At 65.1% G+C, this 17,774-nt stretch carries 18 protein-coding genes; 5 read left to right on the forward strand and 13 right to left on the reverse strand.

Translation table 11 applies throughout. The features are described from left to right. Positions 1–244 precede the first annotated feature (244 nt). The 3 genes from ACVI1L_RS07550 to ACVI1L_RS07560 form a co-directional block, all read right to left on the reverse strand. Complete coding sequence (locus tag ACVI1L_RS07550) at positions 245–1,495, reverse strand: MFS transporter (protein ID WP_456782608.1); 1,251 nt, start codon at positions 1,493–1,495, stop codon at positions 245–247. Between the two features lie 305 nt (positions 1,496–1,800). Beyond that, positions 1,801–3,147: a phosphoglucosamine mutase gene (gene glmM, locus ACVI1L_RS07555; protein WP_016846677.1), complete on the reverse strand. Its 1,347-nt coding sequence runs from the start codon at positions 3,145–3,147 to the stop codon at positions 1,801–1,803. Positions 3,148–3,363: 216 nt separating this feature from the next. Further along, on the reverse strand, positions 3,364–3,543 hold the full coding sequence (locus ACVI1L_RS07560; RefSeq protein WP_092085158.1) for a hypothetical protein: 180 nt from the start codon (positions 3,541–3,543) through the stop codon (positions 3,364–3,366). A gap of 141 nt (positions 3,544–3,684) precedes the next feature. Between ACVI1L_RS07560 and ACVI1L_RS07565 the strand changes: the two genes are divergently transcribed. Continuing rightward, a complete protein-coding gene (locus ACVI1L_RS07565; RefSeq protein WP_016846679.1) occupies positions 3,685–4,821 on the forward strand; it encodes an alpha-hydroxy acid oxidase in 1,137 nt (378 codons plus the stop codon). A gap of 175 nt (positions 4,822–4,996) precedes the next feature. On the opposite strand, the gene ACVI1L_RS07570 is transcribed toward ACVI1L_RS07565, so the two are convergent. From ACVI1L_RS07570 to ACVI1L_RS07595, 6 genes are all read right to left on the reverse strand, one after another. Then, positions 4,997–5,605, reverse strand: a complete 609-nt coding sequence (locus tag ACVI1L_RS07570; RefSeq protein WP_057015947.1) for a single stranded DNA-binding domain-containing protein — start codon at positions 5,603–5,605, stop codon at positions 4,997–4,999. Between the two features lie 266 nt (positions 5,606–5,871). Beyond that, the gene (locus ACVI1L_RS07575; protein ID WP_194295382.1) at positions 5,872–6,450 is read right to left on the reverse strand and encodes a hypothetical protein; all 579 of its coding nucleotides are present in this window, start codon (positions 6,448–6,450) and stop codon (positions 5,872–5,874) included. A 117-nt stretch (positions 6,451–6,567) separates the two neighbouring features. Further along, positions 6,568–7,410 carry a shikimate dehydrogenase gene (locus ACVI1L_RS07580; RefSeq protein ID WP_057015954.1) on the reverse strand — a complete coding sequence of 281 codons (843 nt, stop codon included), beginning with the start codon at positions 7,408–7,410 and terminating at the stop codon, positions 6,568–6,570. 31 nt (positions 7,411–7,441) lie between these two features. Beyond that, positions 7,442–8,083 carry a YoaK family protein gene (locus ACVI1L_RS07585; RefSeq protein WP_057015948.1) on the reverse strand — a complete coding sequence of 214 codons (642 nt, stop codon included), beginning with the start codon at positions 8,081–8,083 and terminating at the stop codon, positions 7,442–7,444. 139 nt (positions 8,084–8,222) lie between these two features. Then, positions 8,223–10,271 carry an elongation factor G gene (locus ACVI1L_RS07590; protein WP_076829896.1) on the reverse strand — a complete coding sequence of 683 codons (2,049 nt, stop codon included), beginning with the start codon at positions 10,269–10,271 and terminating at the stop codon, positions 8,223–8,225. Between the two features lie 159 nt (positions 10,272–10,430). Further along, positions 10,431–11,345: a LysR substrate-binding domain-containing protein gene (locus tag ACVI1L_RS07595; RefSeq protein WP_253589064.1), complete on the reverse strand. Its 915-nt coding sequence runs from the start codon at positions 11,343–11,345 to the stop codon at positions 10,431–10,433. A gap of 124 nt (positions 11,346–11,469) precedes the next feature. Between ACVI1L_RS07595 and ACVI1L_RS07600 the strand changes: the two genes are divergently transcribed. After that, a complete protein-coding gene (locus ACVI1L_RS07600) occupies positions 11,470–12,402 on the forward strand; it encodes an alpha/beta fold hydrolase (protein ID WP_456782609.1) in 933 nt (310 codons plus the stop codon). Here ACVI1L_RS07600 and ACVI1L_RS07605 read toward each other — a convergent pair. From ACVI1L_RS07605 to ACVI1L_RS07615, 3 genes are all read right to left on the reverse strand, one after another. Then, the gene (locus ACVI1L_RS07605; RefSeq protein WP_225648054.1) at positions 12,399–12,881 is read right to left on the reverse strand and encodes a DUF992 domain-containing protein; all 483 of its coding nucleotides are present in this window, start codon (positions 12,879–12,881) and stop codon (positions 12,399–12,401) included. The two genes, ACVI1L_RS07600 and ACVI1L_RS07605, sit on opposite strands and share 4 nt — an antisense overlap. Before the next feature lie 320 nt (positions 12,882–13,201). Further along, positions 13,202–13,726, reverse strand: coding sequence for a DUF992 domain-containing protein (locus ACVI1L_RS07610; protein WP_028336065.1), 525 nt, complete (start codon positions 13,724–13,726; stop codon positions 13,202–13,204). A 246-nt stretch (positions 13,727–13,972) separates the two neighbouring features. Beyond that, the gene (locus tag ACVI1L_RS07615; protein ID WP_028340563.1) at positions 13,973–15,175 is read right to left on the reverse strand and encodes a pyridoxal phosphate-dependent aminotransferase; all 1,203 of its coding nucleotides are present in this window, start codon (positions 15,173–15,175) and stop codon (positions 13,973–13,975) included. A gap of 617 nt (positions 15,176–15,792) precedes the next feature. Between ACVI1L_RS07615 and ACVI1L_RS07620 the strand changes: the two genes are divergently transcribed. From ACVI1L_RS07620 to ACVI1L_RS07630, 3 genes are all read left to right on the forward strand, one after another. After that, complete coding sequence (locus ACVI1L_RS07620) at positions 15,793–16,446, forward strand: glutathione S-transferase family protein (RefSeq protein ID WP_057015955.1); 654 nt, start codon at positions 15,793–15,795, stop codon at positions 16,444–16,446. Between the two features lie 180 nt (positions 16,447–16,626). Beyond that, positions 16,627–16,803 carry a hypothetical protein gene (locus ACVI1L_RS07625; RefSeq protein ID WP_168859259.1) on the forward strand — a complete coding sequence of 59 codons (177 nt, stop codon included), beginning with the start codon at positions 16,627–16,629 and terminating at the stop codon, positions 16,801–16,803. A gap of 61 nt (positions 16,804–16,864) precedes the next feature. Next, on the forward strand, positions 16,865–17,020 hold the full coding sequence (locus tag ACVI1L_RS07630; RefSeq protein WP_168859260.1) for a hypothetical protein: 156 nt from the start codon (positions 16,865–16,867) through the stop codon (positions 17,018–17,020). Between the two features lie 190 nt (positions 17,021–17,210). Here ACVI1L_RS07630 and ACVI1L_RS07635 read toward each other — a convergent pair whose 3' ends face one another. After that, positions 17,211–17,564, reverse strand: a complete 354-nt coding sequence (locus ACVI1L_RS07635; RefSeq protein WP_028336063.1) for a DMT family protein — start codon at positions 17,562–17,564, stop codon at positions 17,211–17,213. Between the last annotated feature and the right edge of the window lie 210 nt (positions 17,565–17,774).

Raw genomic sequence — 17,774 nt, forward strand, 5'->3', positions numbered from 1 at the left:
GGCCCGGACGATGGCAGGAAATGTTTAAGCGGCACTTAACCCTAATTTTTAAGGTTGATTTTCTCTCACCTTTCTCTGCGGCTGTCGCTTATGGGTCCATTAAAATGGCGCAGGAGGCGGCGAAACATCGCGATCCCGCCACAAGTGCTAATGAAGCGTTGACGCATCCGCGCCGTTCGCAGGGCACGCGGGCCGGGTGTGTTAGCGAATGCTTAACGCGGGCATCGCGTCTGCGGCCGGGCGTTCAGCGCACGGCCTGCGGCATCCTCGGCAGGAACACCGCGAGCAGGCCGATCGCCGGCAGGAAGGCGCACAGCTGATAGACGAAGGCGATCGAGGTGTGGTCGGCGAGCTTGCCGAGCACGGCGGCGCCGAGCCCGCCGATCCCGAAGGCGACGCCGAAGAACACGCCAGAGATCATGCCGAAGCGATGCGGCATCAATTCCTGCGCGAACACGATGATCGCCGACGTCGCCGACGAGATGATTAAACCAATCACCACGGTCAGCACGGCGCTGGCGAACAGGCCGGCATAGGGCAGCGCCAGCGTGAACGGCAGCGCGCCGAGGATCGAGAACCAGATCACGTATTTGCGGCCGAAGCGGTCGCCGAGCGGACCGCCGATGAACGCACCCGCGGCGTTGGCGGCAAGGAAGACGAACAGATAGAGCTGCGCCGCCTGCGTCGAGACGCCGAACCGGTCGATCAGATAGAAGATGTAATAGCTCGACAGGCTCGAGACATAGAGCTGCTTGGAGAACAGCAGCGCGACCAGCACGATGAGCGCGATCTTCACGCGCCGCTGATCCGGATGGTCGGGATGCCGCGCGCTGGCGGCCGTCTTCTTGCCCGATATCTGCGGTTTGTACCAGACGCCGATGCGCCAGAGGATCACGATGGCAAGGAACGCGATCGAGGAGAACCAGGCGATCGAGGGCTGGCCGAACGGCACCACGATCAGTGCTGCGAGCACCGGTCCCATCGAGGTGCCGAAACTGCCGCCGAGCTGGAACACCGATTGCGCGAAGCCGTAACGTCCGCCCGATGCCAGCCGCGCGATGCGCGACGATTCCGGGTGGAACACCGCGGAGCCAAGGCCGACCAGCGAAGCCGCGATCAGGATGACGCCATAGGCGTGCGCAACGCTGAGCAGCAACAGCCCGAAGAAGGTGAAGCCCATGCCGATCGCAAGCGAGAACGGCTGCGCCTTCTTATCGGTGAAATGCCCGACCAGCGGCTGCAGCAGCGACGCCGTGAACTGGAACGCCAGCGTGATCATGCCGATCTGCGCGAAGTCGAGCGCGTAATTGTCCTTCAGGATCGGATAGACCGAAGCGATCAGCGACTGCATCGTGTCGTTGAGGAAGTGCGAGAAGCTGATGCCGGCAAGCACGACATAGGCCGGCCCCGCAGCGGCGGCGACCTTCGCGGCCGTCAGCTCCGGCACCGCCACCGGCTCGCCCAGCGCCTGTTTGCTCACGACGGGTTTGTTCAATGCAGCATTCCCGGACAGATTCGCAAAAATACCTCCGTGTCGTACGACGCGGAGGTGAGGCAAACCAGTTGCGTTAGCCGATGGCAGCGATGCGCTGTGTGGCCAGCCGGCGGCCAAACTCTATCCCCGTCACCCTGAGGAGCGCCAACGGGTCCGCGCAAAGCGCGGCCCGATGACAGGCTCCGCGCGTCTCGAAGGGTCCACGGCCCGGCGCTCGCCACATTGCGACAATGGGCCGTGCATCCTTCGAGACGCGCGCAAGGGCGCGCTCCTCAGGATCACGAGCTGACGAGGCCGGACGGGGCTTAAGCCGCGGCGGCGTGGCCGAGTGCGCTGACGATGTTGTCGACGACCTCTTCCACCAGGATACGATCGTCGCCCTCGCCCATCACGCGGATCACCGGCTCGGTGCCGGAGGGGCGGATCAACAGACGGCCATGGCCGTTGAGGCGCTTCTCGCCGTCGGTGATCGCGGACTTGACCTCGGCGTCGTCGAGCGGCTTGCCGCTGCGATAGCGCACGTTCTTCAGGATTTGCGGCAACGGGTCGAAACGCCGGCAGATCTCCGACACCGGGCGGCGCAGCTTCTGCACCACGGCCAGCACCTGCAGTGCCGCGACGAAACCGTCGCCGGTCGTCGAATAGTCCGACATGATGATATGGCCCGACGGCTCGCCGCCGAGATTGTAGCCGCCGCTCAGCATCTGCTCGAGCACATAGCGGTCGCCGACCGGCGTGCGGACCATCTGCAGCCCGAGGCCCTGCAGGAAGCGCTCCAGCCCGAGATTGGACATCACGGTCGTGACGATGCCGGGCTTGGCGAGGCGCCCCTCCTCCTTCCAGCTCTGCGCTATCACCGCGAGCAGCTGGTCGCCGTCGACGATGTGGCCGCGCTCGTCGACCAGGATGACGCGATCGGCATCGCCGTCGAGCGCGATGCCGATGTCGGCGCGCATCTCGCGCACCTTCCGCGACAGCGCTTCCGGCGAGGTGGAGCCGCATTCCTTGTTGATGTTGAAGCCGTCGGGTTCGACCCCGATCGGCACCACGTCGGCGCCGAGCTCCCACAGCGCTTCCGGCACCACCTTGTAGGCGGCGCCATTGGCGCAATCGACCACGACGCGCAGGCCGTCGAGCGAGAGATCGCGCGGCAGCGTGCGCTTGGCGAATTCGATGTAGCGGTCATGGACGCCGTCGATGCGGCGGGCGCGGCCGAGGCTCGCGCTCTGCGCCAGGCGGCGGTCGAGCGATTCGTCGAGCAGCTGCTCGATCTGCTTCTCGACATCGTCCGACAGCTTGAAGCCCTGCGGGCCGAACAGCTTGATGCCGTTGTCTTCGAACAGATTATGCGACGCCGAGATCATGACGCCGAGATCGGCGCGCATCGACTTGGTGAGCATCGCGATCGCCGGGGTCGGCATCGGGCCGACCAGCAGCACGTCCATACCGACCGAGGTGAAGCCCGCGACCATGGCGTATTCGATCATGTAGCCGGACAGCCGCGTGTCCTTGCCGATCACGACGCGATGGCGATGATCGCCACGCTGAAACACCAACCCCGCGGCCTGCCCCACCTTGAGCGCGAGCTCCGGCGTGATCAGCCCATTGGCGCGGCCCCGAATTCCATCGGTCCCGAAATATTTGCGGCTCATGTAACCCCCAAGACGGACCTCTCGAACCACCCGGCGAGAGAGTCCTGAACGCCTACCAGTCTAGCGTGCATCGGCCTTATAGACTGCCAGGCGCTAAAAGGACTTCAAAAAATATGATGAATCATTACCGGGGCTAAACCCCGTGCCTCTACATTAAGGCACTGAAAGATATAACATTATTACTCTTTCGGCAACCTGGGGAACGAACGTCGTCCCCTACCCTTTGCCGTTGCGCTTGACGTGCTGGTCGCCCTTGCTGGGGGCCGGCTGGGTGACATTGACGGGGTCGGAACCGGGAAACGTCTCCTCCAGCCCCTCCTCCAGGGCCTCGTCGAGCCGGCGCTTCTCGGCGTTCTCGTCTGCTTTTGCTTTCGGTTTGGAGCCTGATTGGGTCATCGCGCTCTCCCATCCGTCTTCGATTTGGCAGGTCCCCCATCCATGCTAGATGACGGCAAGATCGAACACCCGCAAGACTTGCTGCCTAAACAAGGCTCGCGACATCGAACTTGCGACACAGAAGAAGGGCCGGGACCGTCCATGAAGCACATTACCTGCATCGAAGATCTGCGCCAGCTGCACAAGCGCCGGGTGCCGAAGGCGTTTTTCGATTATGCGGACCGCGGCTCCTACACCGAGGACACGCTGCGCGCGAATTCGGAAGATCTGCAGCAGATCAAGTTCCGCCAGCGCATCCTGGTCGATGTGTCCAAGCGCACCCTGGCGACCACGATCCTCGGCGAGCCGGCCGCGATGCCGCTGATCCTGGCGCCGGTCGGCCTGCTCGGCATGCAGCATGGCGACGGCGAGATCTATGCCTGCCGCGCCGCGCAGGCGGCCGGCATTCCCTTCACCCAGAGCACGATGTCGATCTGCTCGATCGAGGACATCGCCGCCGCCGTCGACAAGCCGTTCTGGTTCCAGCTCTACGTCATGAAGGACCGCGGCTTCATCAAGTCGCTGATCGAGCGCGCGATCGCGGCGAAATGCTCGGCGCTGGTGTTGACCGTCGACCTGCAGGTGATCGGCCAGCGCCACCAGGACATCAAGAACGGCATGACGGTGCCGCCGGAATGGTCACTGTCGAAGCTGATCGACTTCGCGACCAAGCCCGCCTGGGTATCAGGCGTGCTGCAAGGCAAGCGCCGCACCTTCGGCAACATTGCCGGCCACGTCAAAGGCACCGAGGATCTGACGAAACTGTCGGAATGGACCGCCTCGCAGTTCGACACCTCGCTGAACTGGAAGGACATCGACTGGATCCGCAGCATTTGGCCGGGCAAGCTGATCCTTAAAGGCATCCTCGACGTCGAGGACGCCGAGCTTGCCGCCAAGACCGGCGCCCAGGCGATCGTGGTCTCCAACCATGGCGGCCGCCAGCTCGACGGCGCGCCGTCCTCGATCGAGGTGCTGCCGGAGATCGTCGATGAGGTCGGCTCGAAGCTCGAGATCATGTTCGACGGCGGTATCCGCACCGGCATGGACGTCATGCGGGCGCTCGCGCTCGGCGCGAAGTCCTGCATGATCGGCCGCGCCTATGCCTATGGCCTCGGCGCCGGCGGCCAGGAAGGCGTCGCCAAGGCGATCGATATTCTGGGCAAGGAGCTCACCACCACGATGGGACTGTGCGGCGTCAACACCATCGCCGAGATCGACGATCACGTGCTGGCGGTTTAGCGCGGAGCGGCAGCCTCTCTCAACACGTCGTCCCGGGCAAGCGAAGCGCGACCCGGGACCCATAACCACCGATGGCCGTCGTTTCGCAACGCCGCGGCGACAGCGCGCTTCAACAACTCAACCCTGTGGTTATGGGTCCTGCTTTCGCAGGGACGACAGCGGAGCCTGCTCTGCCTCACATCGGCGGCGCAATCCCGTCGCGGCCGACATTGACGCGGTTGGCTTCCAGCGTGCCGTCATCCTTCTTCAGCGCGCCGAAGATGATGATCTTGGCGCCCGGCTTCAGCTCCGACTTGTCGCCGGCGACGAAGGTGACGACCGGGGTGCCCGGCGGCACCACGACTTTCTTCTCGCCGTCCTTGTACTTCACCGTGATGTTCTGGCCGTCGGTGCCCTTCACGGTCTCGGCGACGGTGGCGTTGGTCATGGTCGAATTGGCGCGCAGGTCCCAGGGGCGGAAGCCTTCGGCGGCGCCGCGCTGGTTCTCCGGGAAGATGTGAACCGCGATCGCCTTCTGCGTTCCGTCGGGCTCGGGCATCGCGGTGACACCGATATAGGAACCGGGCTTGATCTCCGACAGATCGGTCTTGGCGACGCCGAACACCGCGACGTTGTCAGTGGTCCGCACCTTCATGTCGGCACCGTCGCGCGACTTGATCGACAGCATCGCGCCGTCGACGGCCTCGATGGTGCCGCGGATACGCACCGCCGGCGGCTGCTGCGCGGATGCAGCCGAGGCAAAGGCGACAAGAAGCAATGCGGCGAACAGCGTCGATTTCGGCATGGTGTCCCTCATGGGTTGGGCTGGCGAATCAGGGAACACCGGGGAGTTGGTGGTATTCCGTGCAAGCCACAACTCCTCGCGGAAGCGACGGCTCACACGACAACTACGCGCCGGACGAGGGAACTGTTACTGCGATAACGGACAGGTGATGCGCTCGCGTGTTCTGATGTAGCCCGTTCAGATCGTCATTCCGGGATGGTCCGAAGGACCAGACCCGGAATCTCGATATCCCGACGCTTCGCATCGCCCCGGGATGACATTGTGCGTCACATCGGCGGCGTAAGGCCGTCGCGGCCGACGCTGACGCGGTCGGTCTCAAGCGAGCCGTCCGGCAGTTTCTTCATGAAAGCGATGACCTTGGCGCCGGCCTTCAGGTCCGCCTTGTCGCCGGGAACATAGGTCACGACCGGTGTATCGGGTGCGACTTCCACCTTCTTCTCGCCGTCCTTGTATTTGACCAGCAATGTGTGGCCGTCATTGCTGACGACGGATTGCGCGACGGTCGCATTGGTCATGCTGCTGTTCGGCTTCAGATCGTACGGCCGCGAGCCTTCGCCGGTGCCGCGCATGTTCTCCGGGAAGACGTGCACCTCGACCGCCTTCGGCGTGCCGTCGGGGCCGGGCACGGTGGTCGTGCCGATGAAGGAACCAACCTTGATGTCGGACAGCGCGATCTTGGTGAGACCGAGCACCACCATGTTGCCTGCCATGTGCAGCTTGACGTCCTCGCCGCTGCGCGACTTCACCGCGAGCGTATCGCCGTCGACGCTCTCGACGGTTCCACGCACCCGCGTCGGTGTCGGCGGCTGCTGCGCGAGCGCGTAGAGCGTGGACACCGTCACCATCGCAAGCGCGATGAACGGCCGAATGAGATGGGAGCGGCTGGCAGGCATGACTGATCTCCGGGAGGGAACGCGGGGGGACTAACACCAGACCCCGTTCCGGAGATGCTATTCCAGGCCTCAAGTCTTTGTGAGATCGGCCTCAACAAGCGTGCGCAGTTCCGGCGTGACCTGCGGACGCCGCCCGAACCACAATTCGAAACCGCGCACCGCCTGATGCAGCAGCATGCCGAGTCCATCAGCGGTCTTCAGACCACGCGCCTCTGCCGCCGCAAGCAGCGGCGTCACCAGCGGCACATAGACGAGATCGGAAACGACCGCGTGTTGCGGCAGCAGACCGACATCGACCTCGAGCGCGGGCTGACCATGCATGCCGAGCGAGGTGGTATTCACCAGCAGGCCGGCGCGCGGCAGCAGCTTATCAACCTCGTCCCATGTCGCGGGATGAACCCGCGCGCCGAATTGCTCGGCCAGCGCGCGGGCGCGATCGATGCTGCGGTTGACCAGATGCACGCGCGCGATGCCGCGCTCGATCAGGCCGAACACCACCGCACGTGCCGCGCCACCGGCGCCGAGCACCAGCGCGTCCTCCGTCTTGTCCCAGCCGGGCGCGCAGGCGTCGAGATTGTTGATGAAGCCTTCGACATCGGTGTTGGTCGAGCGCAGCTCGCCATCGGCGAACCACAGCGTGTTGGCGGCGCCGACGGCGCGGGCGCGCGCATCCGGTGCCGACAGCGCCAGCGCGCGCTCCTTGTGCGGAATGGTGACGTTGGCGCCGACGAAGCCGCGCAGCGACAGGCGGAACAGGAAATCCTTGAAGTCCTCCGGCGGCACCGCCTCGATCACATAGCCGCCCTCGATGCCGAGCGTGCGCAGCCAGTAATGATGGATCAACGGCGAGCGGGAATGCGCGGCGGGCCAGCCGATCAGGCACGCGGCGCGGGTTTTGCTTGAGGACGTCATGATCGTGACATCGGCCAAGGCGGGCGCGCTGTCAATGCGTCCGCTTCGCGGTTGCGGCAACCAGCGCGCTGAGGGCGAACGCGGCGGCTGCGGCGAACCAGATCGCGGCGAGGTTGATCCAGCCATAGGCCAGCCCGCCGGCGAGCGCGCCCGCGACCAGCGCCGCCCACAGCAGCAGGTTCGGGAGCCAGGCCCAGCCCGCACCGCCTGTGAGCGCGGCGGCGATCAGCTGACCGGCCTTCACCAGCGCCCCGGTGACATAGGTGAGGCCGAGCCCGGCCCCGCCTTCGAGCTGGAATACGGCGTTCTCGAGCCCCATCGCCAGCACGATGGCGGCGACCGCGGCGTTCGACAGGCCATAGGCATAGGCCACCGCCGCCGCCGTGAGCAGCCACGCCTCGATGAGCAGGAGCAGGGGCTGGCGATGCACCAGCGCGCTGAGCACGATCAGGCTGCCGGCTGCGGCGCCGGCGACGAACAGCACGATCAGCTCCAGCGCTTCCAGCGCGTGCTGCCAATGCCCCTCGGCCAGCGTCACGCCAAGCCGCGTCGAGTTACCGCTCATGAAGGAGACGAACAGCCCGCCGAGATGCAGATAGCCGATGCCGTCGACATAGCCGGCCATTGCGCTGAGCGCGCAGGCCAGCGCCAGGTTACGGCGGGATTCAAGCATGCTGGCGGAAACTGCCTCATAGGAAGGGAATCACGGGCGCTATCTTGGCCCGTCATTCCGGGGCGATGCGACAGCATCGAACCCGGAATCTCGAGATTCCGGGTCTGGTCCTTCGGACCATCCCGGAATGACAATTCGATCACGCCGCGTCGCGATGCGCGGCGATGATCTGGTCGGCGGCGCGGCCCGTCACTTCGGCCATGCGGTCGAACTGGCGGGTGAAGGTGCCGGCGCCGGCGGTGGCGGAGCGCAGTTCGACAATCAAGTCGCCGATCTCCGATTCCGGCATCGTGGCGCGGACGCAATCCCAGCCGATCCAGCCGTCGCGGGTGTCGAAGCCGAGGATCTGGCCGCGGCGCGCCGACAGGATCGCGTTGATCTTGGCGGTGGCGTCGGTCGGACAGACGATCTCGACCATATGGATCGGCTCCAGCAGCACCGGCTGGCACTGCGGCAACCCTTCGCTGACCCCGATCCGCGCCGCGGTACGGAACGCGAGATCGGACGAGTCGACGCTGTGATAGGAGCCGTCGGTCAGCGTGACGTCGACGTCGATCACGGGGAAGCCGAGCGGGCCGCGCGCCAGCGCGTCGACAACGCCCTCTTCCACCGCGCCGATATAGTTGCGCGGCACCGCGCCCCCGACCACTTTCTCGTGGAATTCGAAGCCTGACCCGCGCGGCTTCGGCTTGATGTCGAGCACGACGTCGCCGAACTGGCCATGGCCGCCGGACTGCTTCTTGTGCCGGCCGCGTTGGGTGATCGGCTTGCGGATGGTCTCCTGATAGCCGATCGCCGGCGGATGCGATTTGACGTTGACGCCGTAGCGGTCCTTCAGCCGCTCCTGCGCCACGCGCAGATGCATCTCGCCCTGCCCCCACAGCACGGTGTCGTGGGTGCGCGGGTTCTGGATCATCGTCAGCGAGGGATCTTCCTCGTTCAGCCGCAGCAGCGCCTGGCCGAGCTTGACATCGTCCTTGCGGTCGGTCGCGGCAATCGAGATCGACAGCACGGCCGCGGCCGGCTCGACCTTGACCAGCGAGGCCGGCGCCGTCTTGCCGCTCGAGACCGTATCGCCGGTCTTGATCGCATCGAGCTTGCCGAGCGCGACGGTGTCGCCGGCCTCGGCCTGCGGCCGCTTGCTGTCATGCCCGCCCGAGACCGCGAGGATGCCTGAGACGCGTCCGCTCTCGCCGCTTGAAGATTGCAGCGTCGCGCCGTCGTCGAGCCGGCCCGCAAGCACGCGCGCCAGCGACAGCTTGCCGCCGTGCTGCAAGTGCACGGTCTTGAACACGTAGGCCAGCGCATCCTTCTGATCCTTGATGCCGAGCCGATCGGCGGTCTCGGCGACGCCGGGCGCCTCATGGCGCAGCGCCTTCATCAGGCGCAGCACGCCGTTCTCGCGGCTCGCAGCGCCGAGCAGCACCGGACAGATCTGCCCTTCGCGCAGTTCGCGGGCGAGATCGTCGAACACGGCATCGCGCGGCGGCTGGATATCCTCCAGCAACTGCTCCATCAGCGCGTCGTCGTGGTCGGCAAGCTTCTCCAGCATCGAGAAGCGGGCTTCCTTCTCGCGATCGAGATTGCCGCCCTCGAGCGCCATCACCTCCGACGGCTTGTGCTCGCGATAGACGAAGGCGCGCTCCAGCGCGAGATCGACAAAGCCTTCGATCAGATCGCCGTTCCAGATCGGGATCTGGCGCAGCACCAGCGGCACGCGCGAGGCCGGCTGCAGCGTCGCAAGCGTCTCGCGGACGCGCTTGTTGGCGCGGTCGATCTTGTTCAGGAACAGGAAACGGGGAATTCCGAGCTCCTCGAGCTCGCGCAGGATGATCTGCAGCTGCGGCAGCTTTTTCTCGTCGGCTTCGCAGACCACGACCGCGGCATCGACCGCCGGCAACGCTGCACGCATATCGTGCGCGAATTCGATCGAGCCGGGACAATCGATAAAGGTGTAGCTGTCCCCCATAAAGGTGGTGGTGGCGGCGGTCAGGCCTACGCCCATCTTGTGCTGACGCGCCTCGGGGCTGGCATCGCCGACGGAGGTTCCGGCATCGACGCTGCCGGCAGTTTTAATGGCGCCAGTGCGCGCCAGGATCGCTTCCAGAAGTGTGGTTTTACCGCTTTGGAAAGGGCCCACCAATGCGATGCACCGTGGACCTCGGGGACTTCTGACGTCTTGTCCCATTGCCGCCTCCTCGTTTTGGAGCTCGGCCCATGATTGGGTCGGCGACCGTTTATGCTCTGCCTGCGTTTGACATTTGGCAAGCGGGAAAACGTCGCTGCGGTGCGGCGTCGCGGAAGTTTGCAATTCCGAGCCACTGTCCGGACAATCGCGTCCGCTGCGTCAGTTCCTTCGCGCAAGTCCCGGAGCAATCTCGCGCCAGCGTATCGCAAGGTCGAGCAGGCGTTGCACGGCGGGCGAGACATCTTCTTCACGCCACGCAATCGTGAGCGGCGCCGTCACCGCCGGCGCGGCCAAGCGGACATACGCCACGCCGCGACCGGTCTGCGCGCGTGCCGCGGCCTCCGGGACGAGCGATACACCGACGCCGGCGGCGATCAGGCCAATCGCGGTTTGCAGATGCAGCACCTCCTGCGCGAGTCGCGGCGTGAATCCGGCGGCCTGGCACGCGGCGACGATCAGGCCGGTGACCGATGGCTCCGGCCGCGCCGGATAGAGCACGAAGGCATCATCGGACAATTCGGCAAGCGCAATGTCGTCCCTCTCGGCAAGCGGATGCGCGCGCGGCAACGCCGCGACATAGGGCTCCTCCAGGATCAGGCGCTGGGCAAGACCCGCCTCCGGCAATAGCGCCGGGCGTGCGAAGCCGACATCGATCCGGCGTCGCCGCAGCGCTTCGGCAATCTCGGCCGCCAGCATCTCGTCAAGCACGAGCTCGACGTCGGGACAGGCGTCGCGATAGCTGCCTATGATATCGGGCAGACCGGCGAACATCGCGGAGCCGACGAATCCGATCGCGAGCTTGCCGGCCTGGCCGCGCCCGACGCGCCGCGTGTCCACAACCGCGGCCTCGAAATTTGCGAGCAGGGAGCGGGCGCGCGCAAGCAGCAGCTCGCCCGCCTCGGTGAGCCTGACAGGACGGCTATTCCGCTGCAGCAACGTCACGCCGAGTTCGTCCTCGAGCTGACGGATCTGCTGGCTCAGCGGCGGTTGCGCGATGTGCAGCCGCTCGGCCGCGCGGGTGAAGTTCAATTCCTCGCCGAGCGCCACGAAATATCTGAGATGTCGCAATTCCATGCCGTCGGTATAGCACGGCGGCGGGTGCCGTCAGTCATACGCAACAGCTCTGCAACCGTATCGAACGAGTATTGGACCGGACGCGCGAACGCGGACAGCCTGCGGCAAACCACAGGGAGTCCTCATGACGGCGCTGGAAAAAGCCTTCGCGGAAGCAGCCGCGGCAGGCATCACACAACAGAAGATCGATATCGGCGGCCTGCGCGTCAATGTCGCGCGCTTCGGCAAAGGGCCGCCGCTGCTCCTGCTTCACGGCTGGCCGGAGTTCTGGCTGGTGTGGCGCCCGCTGATGCTGCGCCTCGGCGACAGTTTTGAACTGATCGCGCCCGACTTGCGCGGCTGCGGCGACACCGGCAAGCCGACACCGGGGCCCGATGCGTCCGCCACCGCTGAGCGCCACGCGCTGGACATGTTTGCCGTCATGGACGCGCTCGGTCATGACGGCTTCGGCGTCATCGGCGGCGATCTCGGCGCCTATGTCATGCAGGCGATGTCGCATCGTCAGCCGCAGCGGCTGACCGGCACGCTCTATCTCTGCACGCCCTATCCGGGCCTCGGGCATCGCTACGGCCAGCCCGGTCACCTGATCGAGGTCTGGTATCAATACTTCCAGCAGCTGCCATGGGCCGCGCAATTGGTCGGAAGCTCGCGCGAGTCATGCCGGCTCTACTTCCGGCATTTCCTCGACCACTGGTCGGGCGACGATCCCGCGGTGTTCGGCGATCTGCTGGAAGCCTATGTCGACAACTTCATGAAGCCGGGCAACATCCAGGGCGGCTTCGACTGGTATCTCTCGTCCGCGCCCAATCGCCGGCGCTGGCTGGAAGGCAAGCTGCCGGTGCAGCCGCGCATCGACGTGCCCTCGCGCTTTCTCTGGGGCCGCCGCGATCCGTTGATCGCGCCCGAATGGTCGGACAGGTTGGGAGACTATTGGAGCGAACCTTCGATCAGGTTCGTCGAGACCGGGCACTATGTTCACGCCGAGGCGCCCGGGATCGTTGCCGAAGAAGCAAGCGGCTTCTTCGGCAAGCTGATCAACCGCACGGGCGCGCGTTAGCGGCCCGGACGCAGCTCCAGGCTCTCGAGGCCGGCGGCGATGTTGATGCCGACCTGGCCCTGCACGCTGAGCGGCTGCAGGGCGATCGTGTTGTCGGAGCCGCCGACCAGCACGTTGCCGCCGACGCCGACACCGAGCGTCGCGCTGCCCTGCGCGCCGGCATAGTTGCCGGAGAGCGCACCCGGCCCGAGCCGCTCCACCGGCGCATAGACGCCCCAGGCCAGCGCCGATTCCTGGGTGATGCCGAGATCGATGCCGACCTTCTGGATGGTCGCGATGTAGCGATCCTCAGGCAGACCATTGGCGCGCAGCACGCAACCGAGATGGGTCACGGAACCGACGATGAAGCCGACGCTCGCGCCGCCGCGGCATTCAAGGACGCCGACCTGCACGCGCTGGATCGGCTGTTGGGCGCTGGCGCCAACGATTGCGGTCAGCGTGGCAATGGCAGCTCCGGCGAGGAAAGTGAAGCGACGCATGTTGGGGAGTCTCCGGCTGAGAGGCATGACGCGAGCAGAGAACAGAACGGCGCCGTGTCTGCGGCGCCGTTCGCATCCTATGCCACAACATCGAACGTCCAGCCAGAATTTGTGGTGCCTGGCCACCGATTGTCAGGAGATGTTGCGGCGCGGCTATGTTCCTCGGGGTCCGCCGATTGATCGAGCAACGGATAGCAAACAACAGACAACAAAAAAGAGGCCCGCTTTCGCGGGCCTCTTTGATCGAACACCGACCAGCCTAGAGCGTTTTCGAGCGAAGTGGATACCGGTTCGCGTGAAGAAAACGCGTTAAGACAAATCTAGTGGTGGTGATGATGATGACGGTGGTGACGATGATGACGGCGCGGACCGCCGTAGGCGACCGGCTCGAGATCGATCCCGGCGATGCCGGCCGCAACGTTGAGGCCGGTCTGGCCCTGCACGCTGACCGGCTGCAGCGCGTAGGCGTTGTTCGGGCCGCCGAACAGGAAGTTACCGCCGGCGCCGAGGCCGACCGAGGCGTTGACGCCGACGCCGCCGTAGCTGCCGGCCAGCGCACCGCGCGGGAGCTGGGTGGTCGGCGCGCTCACGGCCCAGGCGAGCTGGGTCGTCGCGGTGACGCCGAGGTCGACGCCGATCCGCTTCACGGTCGCAACATAGGGCTCGGGCCGACGGCCGCCGCTCTGGAACACGCATTCGAGGCGCGCGACAGAGCCGACAACGAAGCCGACATTCTCGCCGCCCTGGCATTGCAGGACCCCGGCTTGAACCTGAGGCGCCGCGTTGGCGGTGGCGAACGGCGCCAGCAACGCAAGCGCTGCAAGGGTGAGGGTCGAAAGTCGCATTATCTGTCTCCGCAAGGTGAACTGAACTGAATTCGCGCGGCGGACAGGAAGGAAGGCTCGTGTCCAAAACAAGGCAGTGCGCAAAGCGGCCGTAAAAACTTCCCGCGTGTGGCATCGATGTTCGCACACACGCGCGTGAGGTGAGCTGGATGTGATTTGACTCGTCGAATCTACTGGCGCGATTCGGCGCACAAACAAAAACGCTCCCGCACCAGGTGCGGGAGCGTTTCTTGATTTCGGATCGACCTACCGCAGATTACCGCAGAAGCGCTGGATGCGCTTGCAGGCATCCTCGAGATCGGAAGTCTTGGTGGCGTAGGAGATGCGGAACGCGGGGCCGAGCCCGAATGCCGATCCCTGCACCACGGCGACGCCTTCGCTCTCGAGCAATTCGGTGACGAACGCCTCGTCGTTGTCGATCAGCTTGCCCGACGGCGCCTTCTTGCCGATCGTGCCGGCGCAGGACGGATAGACGTAGAACGCACCTTCCGGCCGCGGGCACTCGATGCCGCTCGCCTGGTTGAGCATCGACACCACGAGGTCGCGACGTTCCTTGAACACCTTGTTGTTCGCGGCGATGAAGTCCTGCGGACCGTTGAGCGCCTCGACCGATGCCCACTGCGCGATCGATGACGGGTTCGAGGTCGACTGCGACTGGATCGTCGCCATCGCCTTGATCAGCTGCGCCGGGCCGCCGGCATAGCCAATGCGCCAGCCGGTCATGCAGTAGGCCTTCGACACGCCGTTCACGGTCAGCGTGCGGTCGTACAGGCTCGGCTCGACCTGCGCCGCCGTGGTGAAGACGAAGTCGTCATAGACGAGGTGCTCGTACATGTCGTCGGTCATCACCCAGACATGCGGATGCTTGACCAGCACGTCGGTGATCGCCTTGAGCTCGCTCTTCGTATAGGCCGAGCCGGTCGGGTTCGACGGCGAGCACAGGATCACCCACTTGGTCTTCGGCGTGATCGCCTTCTCGAGATCTTCCGGACGCAGCTTGAAGCCGGTCGAGGCCGGGCAAACCACCGGCACCGACTCGCCGCCGGCGAGCGCCACCATCTCGGGATAGCTGACCCAGTACGGCGCCGGGATGATCACCTCATCGCCCGGATTGATGGTCGCCATCAGCGCGTTGTAGAGCACCTGCTTGCCGCCGGTGCCGACGATGACCTGGTTCGGCTTGTAGGTCAGGCCGTTCTCGCGCGCGAACTTGTTGATGATGGCTTCCTTGAGCTCCGGAATGCCGCCGACATCGGTGTACTTGGTCTTGCCGGCCTCGATCGCGTGGATCGCTGCGAGCTTGATGTTGGCGGGCGTATCGAAGTCAGGCTCGCCGGCGCCGAGACCGATGACGTTGCGGCCCGCGGCTTTCAGCGCGCGTGCTTTGTCCGTGACCGCGATCGTCGCGGACGGCTTCACACGGTCGAGCGCAGCGGACAGGAAGGCCATTATTATCTCCTGGCAAACGCCGTGAGCCGTAGGGCCACGACTTGATTTGAATGGGATCGCGGCACCCTAGGCCTGTCGCCGCTGCACCGCAAGAAGCTTGGCGGTAAAGCACGAAAACTTTCCCGCATGGCTCGCGGCGCGCGCAATTTTCCGCAAGTTCCGGCACCGGATGACTCATATCCGGCAAGGCCGGCGACCATAGCTCCGGTCTTGCCGGCGGGCCCTTCGGCGGCATGCGCCGGCGCGGATTGCTCCGAGGACAATGCCGCGCGGCAACCTGCCTGACGGCGCTAGCGGCGGGTCGTCAACGCAGACCGGCGCGTCGTGCCGCCAAGGATGGCGCGTTAAGGTTTGTGAATTTCAGCGCGCCGGCCATGGTCGCGACCTTGGCGATCGACCGGCACCGTGCAGAGCGTCGCGCAGGCGTGATCCGAGTTGTTCTGCCGTGTGGATGGAATCGTTCTGCACGTGTGCAGTGCAGTAGACGTTTCGACTTTTTCCACACTGCAGGGCTTGCGACGCACCCCCGTCAGCATCATTGTTTAGCGGCGTTGCGGTGTGACAGGCCGCGCAATTTTTAAGCGTACCGTCTCCCTGACCGAATGAACCACGACGCAATGTACAAGCTCTATTCGATGCAGCGCTCCGGCAACAGCTACAAGGTCCGGCTGGCGCTTGCCGTGCTGAACACGCCGTACGAGGCGATCGAGATCGACATCCTGCGCGGCGAGAGCCGCACCCCGGAATTCCTGGCCAAGAATCCGAGCGGCCAGGTGCCGCTGCTCGAGGTCGCCGAGGGCCGCCATCTCGCCGAGTCCAATGCCATCCTCTGGTATGTCGCGATCGGCACGCCGCTGGCGCCGGAGTCGCGGATCGAGCGCGCCGAGGCGCTGCAGTGGATGTTCTTCGAGCAGCACGCGCTGGAGCCGAACATCGGCGCCGCCTATTTCTGGCTGTCGCTGGTCAAGGGCGGACGCGACCTGCAGACGCACGCGCTGGAGGACTGGATGGAGCGCGGCTATGCGGCGCTGCAGGTGATGGAAAATCACCTCAAGGAACACGCCTATTTCGCCGCCGGACAGCTCACCGTCGCCGACATCGCCCTTTACGGCTACACCCACGTCGCCGACCGCTGCGACTTCGACCTGGCGACCTTTCCGTCGATCCGCGCCTGGCTCAAGCGGGTCGAGCAGACCCCCGGATTTGTCTCGATGGACTGGCAGCCTGGTACCGAGGCCGAGCCTGAGCCTCGCCTCGCGGCCGGCGTCTGAACGGCCGGGTGTGAATCCAGGGAATAACGGGGAAACTGCCCAAATAACGGGCAAAACTCGCGCCACCGCCGTATTTTAGCCATTTTTGGACGGCGCCGCCGCCGCAATGTTGCCGGTGACAACCGGCAGATTCGCGCGGATGTCGCGAGTGATTCGCTCGCGGCCTGAGGGATTTAGACCATGAAACGGTGGTCCGGCACGGCAGGCTTCGATGGCCGCCCTGCCCCGGTGGCATCATCCCGGCTGACGAACGCGATCGCCGCGTCGCTCGCGCTCGGCGCGCTGACGTTGTGCCTGGTCGTCGCCGTGACGGTGCTGTCGAGCAACATCACCATGGCAACGGCGATCCCGGCGTAATCAAGCAATTTCCGGTTGGCACCTGATCCGCGGCAAGGCGCGGGAGAGACAGCGGCGCGACATGATGAAGACCCCCGTCGGACTGGTGACCGTGACGCTGTCAGCGGCGATCCTGCTGGCGGCATCGCTCCTGATCGTGACCGGCACGCAAGGCGAAGACCGCGCACGCCCCGCGCATGTCACGACGCCGACCGCCAAGCCGGCCCCGCACCACTAAAGCGCAATGAGATCAGGTCGAACCGCGGCGGCAGTGTGCTCCCTCGCCCCGTTCTTACGGGGAGAGGGTTGGGGTGAGGGGCTCTTTCCGCGTATTCGGAGATCGCTGCATTTGCGGAGAGTCCCCCTCACCCGGAACGCATCTAACGATGCGTTCCGACCTCTCCCCGCACGCGGGGCGAGGTGAAGCATTAGCCCCATTTGTGGAAGATCAGAAACGCGCCGGCGGCGATGAAGGCAAATCCGAGCGCGTGATTCCAGCCCAGCGGCTCCTTCAGGTACAACACCGAGAAGGCGGCGAACACGACCAGCGTGATCACCTCCTGCATGGTCTTGAGCTGCGCCGCCGAGTAGACCGCGCTGCCCCAGCGATTGGCCGGCACCGCCAGCCAGTATTCGAAGAAGGCGATGCCCCAGCTCACCAGGATCACGATGGGGAGCGAATGATCCTTGAACTTGAGATGGCCGTACCAGGCGAAGGTCATGAAGACGTTCGAGGCGAACAGCATCAGGATCGGCAGCAGCGACGGCGAAATGGCGGGCATCGAATGTCCTCTTGCAAGCAAAGCACGCGGTAACCCGCAGGCACGGAACCGGGTTCCGTGCCGATCTGCATATCATTTGATTTGAAAGCAGCGAAAGCTGGTTCGGCCCCCGCAACGCCCGCTTAACGGTCGGGACGGAAATGCCGGCGCGGTTGCGGCCCTGTCGTCAAACTGCGGCTTTATCGTTCGTTTGATAGATAGCGAGAACGC

The organism is Bradyrhizobium sp. USDA 4516 (assembly GCF_054055915.1).